This window comes from Pseudomonas agronomica (genome assembly GCF_025917275.1).
Taxonomy (GTDB): Bacteria; Pseudomonadota; Gammaproteobacteria; order Pseudomonadales; family Pseudomonadaceae; genus Aquipseudomonas; species Aquipseudomonas agronomica.
The window spans coordinates 1-6,683 of sequence record NZ_JAOSHO010000277.1; the positions used below are offsets into that span (position 1 = coordinate 1).

The following is a 6,683-nucleotide window of genomic DNA, read 5'->3' on the forward strand; positions in this document are numbered from 1 at the left end:
TTCGCGAGCAGGCTCGCTCCCACAGGTTTTCGTGCAAGGTTCGATATTGGGTTTGTATATCAGTGTGTCAACCGCCACACCGCATACACAAACTTGCACACCGCCCCCCTTCCAGACACACCCTGCTTACACCCACTTGAAAGACTCCTCCTATCCCCGGCCACCACGATGCCGGGCCATCCAAGGAGCTTTCCCATGCCTAACGCCACCGCAACGCCGCCTGCTTTCCGTTACCAGGGCTGGTCGCTGTTCAACCTGCTTGCCGCCCTGGTGCTGTTGATGACCGTACTGGTCGTGGTCATCAACCCTGACCTGACCGAGGGCGTGCGCAGCGCCATTCGCGCCACCGCCCGTTCATCCTTCGCCCTGTTCCTGCTGGCCTTCACGGCCTCGGCATTTGCCGTGCTGGTGCCCTCTCCCTTGAGCAAGTCCCTGGTACGCGAGCGGCGCTTCATCGGGTTGGCCTTTGCCTTTTCCCATCTGGTCCATGCGGTGCTGATCTACTGGTACGGCCAGCTCAACACGGAGTTCTGGCCCGGTCGCACCACCCTGGGCAACATCCCTGGCACCGTGGGCTATGTATTTGTCCTGCTGTTGGCCCTGACCTCGTTCAAAAGCACCACGCGGTTGATCGGCGCCACGGCATGGAAGCGCCTGCATACGACCGGCATGTGGGTACTGGCGGCAATCTTTGCCTACTCCAACTTCAAGCGTATTCCAATGAGTGACTGGTACGTGCTGCCGTTCGGCCTGATCTGCGCCGCCACGGCGATCCGCCTGATGGGCAAGCTGGCCCAGGCCAACAAGCGCCAATCCCTGCAACGCGCGGCTTGAGCGAAGGAGAACGATCATGTACACGACTGTCTCGAAAACCTTGAACAGCCTGCACCTCAACCTCGATCACGCCGGCTCGTGGCTCGCACCGCTGGGGCTGCGCCTGTTGCTGGCCTGGGAGTTCTTCGAATCCGGCCTGGAAAAATGGAACGGCGAGAACTGGTTCGCCGAGATCCAGTCGGCCTTTCCCTTCCCGTTCAACCATGTGCCGGCCAGTTGGAACTGGGAACTGTCGATGTGGGCGGAACTGATCTGCGCCATCGCCCTGTTGATCGGGCTGGGCACGCGCGCCTCGGCGCTGGTGCTGATGATCGTCACTGTGGTCGCCACCGCAGCCGTGCATTGGCCGGCGGACTGGTCGAGCCTGAGCGAGCTGGCCCAAGGGTACGCGATCACCAACAAAGGTTATGGCAACTTCAAGTTGCCGTTGATTTACCTGGTCGCATTGCTGCCGTTGCTGTTGCGGGGTGCCGGCCAGTTGAGCGTGGATGCGCTGCTCAGGTCGCTGCTCTGGACAAAAAAATCGAAACCTTGAAGGACTTGCGTCGGTCCAGTCCTGTATGAGCCAACGCGCTGCGTATCGCTGTCATGGCGGTCGCAGCGCATCAAGACAGCCCATCAGGACGAGGAACAGACATGAGCATGACCGTCGGTGATTTTCTGGTTGAGCGCCTTTATGAATGGGGCGTTCGTCGCATCTACGGCTATCCGGGCGATGGCATCAACGGTGTGTTTGGCGCCTTGAACCGGGCCAAGGGCAAGATCCGTTTCATCCAGGCTCGTCATGAGGAAATGGCCGCGTTCATGGCCTGCGCCCATGCCAAGTTCACCGGCGAGCTGGGGGTGTGTATCGCGACGTCCGGCCCGGGGGCATCGCACCTGATCACTGGCCTGTATGACGCGCGCATGGACCACATGCCCGTCCTGGCGATCAGCGGTCAGCAAGCACGCAATGCGCTGGGTGGGCATTATCAGCAGGAACTGGACCTGGTGAGCCTGTTCAAGGACGTTGCCGGCGCGTTCGTCCAGCAGGCCAGCGCTCCGGCCCAGGTCCGCCACCTGCTCGACCGTGCGGTACGCACCGCGGTGGGCGAGCGCCGGGTCACCGCGCTGATCCTGCCCAACGACCTGCAGGACCTGGAATACACGCCGCCGCCGCATAAGCACGGCACGCTGCATTCCGGTGTCGGCTACCGCAAACCCAAGGTCGTGCCCTACGACGAAGACCTGCGCCGGGCCGCCGATGTGCTCAATGCCGGCAAGAAAGTCGCCATCCTGGTAGGCGCCGGGGCGCTGCACGCCACCGACGAAGTGATTGCCATCGCCGACAAACTCGGCGCCGGCGTCGCCAAGGCCCTGCTCGGCAAAGCCGTGCTACCCGACGAGGTGCCCTGGGTCACCGGCTCCATCGGGCTGCTGGGCACCGAACCCAGCGACAACCTCATGGCCGGTTGCGACACCCTGCTGATGATCGGGTCGGGATTCCCCTATGCCGAATTCCTGCCCGGCGAGGGCCAGGCGCGCGCCGTGCAGATCGACCTTAAGCCCGACATGCTCAGCCTGCGCTACCCCATGGAAGTCAATCTGCAAGGCGACAGCGCCGACACCCTGCGGGCCTTGTTGCCCTTGATCGAAGAAAAAACCGACCGCGCCTGGCGCAAGAAAATCGAAGGCTGGCGGGCGGACTGGGACAAGACCCTGGAAAAACGCGCCCTGGTGTCGGCCAAGCCGATCAATCCGCAACGGGTCACCTACGAACTGTCCCCACGACTGCCGGACCGCGCCATCATCACCAGCGACTCCGGTTCCTGCGCCAACTGGTATGCGCGGGACGTCCAGATCCGTCGCGGCATGATGTGTTCGTTGTCCGGTGGCCTCGCCTCCATGGGCGCCGCCGTGCCCTACGCCATCGCCGCCAAGTTCTGCCACCCGGATCGCCCGGTCATCGCGCTGGTGGGCGATGGCGCGATGCAAATGAACAACATGGCTGAGCTGATCACCGTCGCCAAGTATTGGCGCACTTGGACCAACAGCACCTGGATCTGCGCGGTATTCAACAACCAGGACCTGAACCAGGTGACCTGGGAGCAGCGAGTCATGGAAGGCGACCCGAAATTCGAGGCGTCCCAGGACATTCCCGACGTGCCCTACCATCTGTTCGCCGAGTCCATTGGCCTCAAGGGCATCCTCGTCGATCAGGAAAACGACGTGGCCAGCGCCTGGGAACAGGCCTTCGCCGTCGAACGCCCTGTGCTGATCGAGTTCCGCACCGACCCCGACGTGCCACCCTTGCCACCGCATATCAAGCTGGAACAGGCGAAGAAATTTGCCTCCACCCTGCTCCATGGCGATCCGAACGAAGGTGGCATCGTCGTCGAGACGGCCAAGCAGGTGCTCGGCGCTTTGCTGCCGGGCCATCGCAAGGACAAAGAGTGATCATGCAGACCCGAGCGAGCCGTTATGAGCTGATACTGCTGGGAAGCTTCATCGCCCTATGGACATGGCTGGCCATCGCCCCGATGAAACGCAGCGACTGGTTGGCGGAAAACCTGCTGGTCTTCGCGCTGCTGGGGGTCCTGGTGGCGGTCCATCGCCGGTTCAGCTTTTCCCGGCTGTCCGCCTCGCTGGTGTTCGTGTTCCTCTGCATCCACGAGGTCGGCGCCCACTACACCTATGCCAAGGTTCCCTACAACGAATGGTGGCAAGCCCTGACCGGCGGACCGTCGCTGGACCAGTTGCTGGGCTTCCAGCGCAACCAGTTCGATCGGCTGGTGCATTTCAGCTATGGCCTGCTGCTGGCCTACCCGGTGCGCGAGGCGCTGTTGCGGGTCATGCCCGCCCGGGGATTCATCGGCTATTTCCTGGCCTGGAACCTGATCCTGTCGTCCTCGGCCATTTATGAGCTGATCGAATGGATCGGTGGCGCCTACATGGGTGGCGATACCGCCAAGGCATTCGTCGGTGCGCAACAGGACCCATGGGACTCGCAAAAGGACGTGGCGCTGGCAGCACTGGCGGCGTGCGTGACGCTGGTGGCGGCCGCCGGGGTCAACTATTTCCAACAACGGGATTTTGCCCTGGAATGGGCCCGGCGAGACAGGGCCAGCACCTGACGGTCGTGGCCGCGCAAAAAATGGTGCAACCGGTCAGCAATTTCTTACTTTTATTAAGCTAATCAGCCAGTCAGCCGATACAAGGTTAGTGCGGGATATCTCGCGTTCAGCTGATGGCTTGTTTTTATGATTGAAGATGCTGGCAATGACTCCACGGTGACTTCCGGCGAGCGGCCTACCCGAAGTTTCACCCGCCGCACCTTTCCGGCCATCATGCTGTTGCTGTTCGTCATGTCCGCGCTGGCCATCGCGGTGCTGCTCAACGTCACCCAGACCCAGGACGAACAGGCCCGTGAACAGAGCCTGTTCTTTGCCCAGCGGGCCATCGACGGCATGCGTACCGGCATCGGCCGCGACCTGAGCGATTACTCGAAATGGAGCGACGCCTACCGGCACCTGCACATAAAAGTCGACAAAGACTGGGCCTACGACCAGGAAAACGTCGGCAGCAGCGTGTTCTCGCTGTATGGCTACCAGGCGGTGTTCGTCATTTCCCCTGCCGGCAAGACGGTTTATTCGGTGATCAATGGCGAAATGAGCGAAGTGGCCGCCGACACGTGGCTCACTGGTGACTTGCGGGCGATCGCCAAGAAGGCCAGGGCTGCGGAAAATCGTGATGAGGTGATTGTCGAGTTGCTGCACCACGAGGACGCCCCGGCCTTCGTCGCCGTCTCGGCGATTACCACCGGCACCGACAACAGCGTGCGCGAGATTCCTGGCCCGGCGAGCCTGATGCTGTTCGTCAAAGTCCTCGACACGGGTGCGCTGCAAAACCTGTCCAGGGACTTCGCCCTGCCCAGTGCGCATATCGCCCATACGCCCGGCCCGAAAGACACCGCCCAAGTATCGCTCAACAACCTGACTCGCGAAGCCTTGGCCTGGCGCCCCGCTACGCCGGGCAAGGACCTGCGCAAGGTCCTGCTGCCCTTGCTGGGACTCGCGTTGTTGTTCCTGGCGATCATGGCCCTGGCTGTATTGCGTCATGCCCTGATCATGCTTCGTGCCCAGGAACAGCAGTACGTCAGCCTGCTGGCCCATCGCAAGGCACTGGAGCGCAGTGAGGAACGTTTTCGCGACATTGCCGAGGTATCGTCCGACTGGCTGTGGGAGGTCGATTCGAACGGGACATTGACCTATTTGTCCGAGCGCTTCGAACAAGTCACCGGCTTCAGCCCCGCCGAGTGGTTGGGCAAACCGTTGCAGCGGCTGTTGCACCCCCACAACGGATCGATCTCGATCGCCCATTGGCTGCTCGACGGTGCCAACAGCATGTGTTCTACGCCGCTCCTGTGCGAATACACCGCGCGCAACCAACGCATACGCACCTGCAAGCTGTCGGTCCGGGCCATCGAGGCCGGCACCTTGGGCTTCCGCGGCACCGCCACCGATATCACCGAAGAACTACGGGCACTGGCGCAGATCAAGCACCTTTCCCTGCACGACCCGCTCACCGGCCTGGCCAATCGCAACCGTTTGTTCGATTGCCTCAGCGAACACCTGGACCAGGCGCACCCTACGCCGCTGGCGGTCCTGAACCTGGACATGGACCGGTTCAAGCCGGTCAACGACTCCCTCGGCCATGCCGTGGGAGACAAGGTGTTGAAGGAAGTCGCCCATATTCTTCAGCAGAACGTGCGCGGCACCGACCTGGTGGCCCGCCTCGGTGGCGATGAATTCGTCATCGTCATGCCCAACCCGGGTGGCGCGAGTGATCTCGACCAACTGTGCGGGCGTCTGATCGAATGCATGCAACGCCCGATGCACCTGGACGGCAATACGCTGTACCTGGGCATGAGCATTGGCGTCGCCTGGTCGCACCCCGCGGAACAGCGTGCCGAGGAGCTGTTGCGCCAAGCGGACATCGCCCTGTACGCGGCGAAGGCCGCCGGTCGCAATACCTGGCGCGTCTACGAAGAAGCCATGGGCAACGTGGCCCGCGACCGTCGACGCTATGAGCAGCAATTGCGCGATGCGATGCAGCAAGGCCAGCTCGAATTGCGCTACCTGCCGCGTTTCGACGTGAATGCCGAACAGTTGCATGGCTTCGAAGCCCAGGCCTTCTGGCATCATCCCGAACGAGGTGAACTGGGTGGAATCGACTTCATTCCGGTCGCCGAAGCCTCCGGCCAGCTGGAGGAACTGGGCAGTTGGATGTTGATCGGCGCTTGTGAAGAGGCAACCACGTGGCCCAACGCACTGACCGTATCCGTCGCGGTATCGCCGCGTTGGTTCAGCAGCAGTTTCCTGTTCAACCAGGTGCACAGAGCCCTGGAGACAAGCGGCCTGCCTGCCCAGCGCCTGACGCTGGAAGTCGCCGAAGGAGTGCTGCTGACCGATCACAAGACCCTCGCCAATACGTTGCATGCGCTCAAGGCGCTGGGGGTACGGATCAATATCGATAAGTTCGGTACCAATATTGCGTCTCTGCGGGAAGTCCTTGATCAGCCGTTCGACGGTATTCGCTTCGATCGCAATATCCTTGCGCAGTTGGGCCTGGAGCATGACCAGGAAGGTGTGCTGGCGATGATTCGGTTGAGCCGCAGCGTCGGGTTGATGGTGACGGCCGAGGGTATCGAGAATGCGCGGCAGTTCAGTCAGTTGCGCAGTGTGGCGTGTGATCATGTGCAAGGGCCGTACTTCGGCGCGGCGTTGGCTCGCTCGGAAATGGCCTCGTTCTTTACCACGCCGCGGTGGCTTTAGCCTCTGGCGCGAAGTGGCCTGACTCTATCTGGTTGA

The 6,683-nt window shown here is 61.9% G+C and carries 5 protein-coding genes; all 5 read left to right on the forward strand.

The window, feature by feature from the left end:
• Positions 1-195: 195 nt before the first annotated feature.
• The 5 genes from OC610_RS18165 to OC610_RS18185 all read left to right on the forward strand — a co-directional run bounded on the left by OC610_RS18165 (position 196) and on the right by OC610_RS18185 (position 6,647).
• Positions 196-834, forward strand: a complete 639-nt coding sequence (locus tag OC610_RS18165; protein ID WP_264429568.1) for a ferric reductase-like transmembrane domain-containing protein — start codon at positions 196-198, stop codon at positions 832-834.
• A 16-nt stretch (positions 835-850) separates the two neighbouring features.
• Complete coding sequence (locus OC610_RS18170; protein WP_264429570.1) at positions 851-1,369, forward strand: HvfX family Cu-binding RiPP maturation protein; 519 nt, start codon at positions 851-853, stop codon at positions 1,367-1,369.
• Between the two features lie 101 nt (positions 1,370-1,470).
• The gene (locus OC610_RS18175) at positions 1,471-3,270 is read left to right on the forward strand and encodes a thiamine pyrophosphate-requiring protein (RefSeq protein ID WP_264429572.1); all 1,800 of its coding nucleotides are present in this window, start codon (positions 1,471-1,473) and stop codon (positions 3,268-3,270) included.
• Between the two features lie 2 nt (positions 3,271-3,272).
• The gene (locus tag OC610_RS18180; RefSeq protein WP_264429574.1) at positions 3,273-3,947 is read left to right on the forward strand and encodes a DUF2238 domain-containing protein; all 675 of its coding nucleotides are present in this window, start codon (positions 3,273-3,275) and stop codon (positions 3,945-3,947) included.
• 126 nt (positions 3,948-4,073) lie between these two features.
• Entirely contained in the window at positions 4,074-6,647 is a 2,574-nt protein-coding gene (locus tag OC610_RS18185) for a bifunctional diguanylate cyclase/phosphodiesterase (protein ID WP_264429576.1), read from the forward strand.
• Positions 6,648-6,683: the final 36 nt, after the last annotated feature.

Coding starts and splice junctions, on each gene's coding strand:
- OC610_RS18165 (WP_264429568.1), top strand. CDS start 196: ATGCCTAACGCCACCGCAACGCCGCCTGCTTTCCGTTACCAGGGCTGG.
- OC610_RS18170 (WP_264429570.1), top strand. CDS start 851: ATGTACACGACTGTCTCGAAAACCTTGAACAGCCTGCACCTCAACCTC.
- OC610_RS18175 (WP_264429572.1), top strand. CDS start 1,471: ATGAGCATGACCGTCGGTGATTTTCTGGTTGAGCGCCTTTATGAATGG.
- OC610_RS18180 (WP_264429574.1), top strand. CDS start 3,273: ATGCAGACCCGAGCGAGCCGTTATGAGCTGATACTGCTGGGAAGCTTC.
- OC610_RS18185 (WP_264429576.1), top strand. CDS start 4,074: ATGATTGAAGATGCTGGCAATGACTCCACGGTGACTTCCGGCGAGCGG.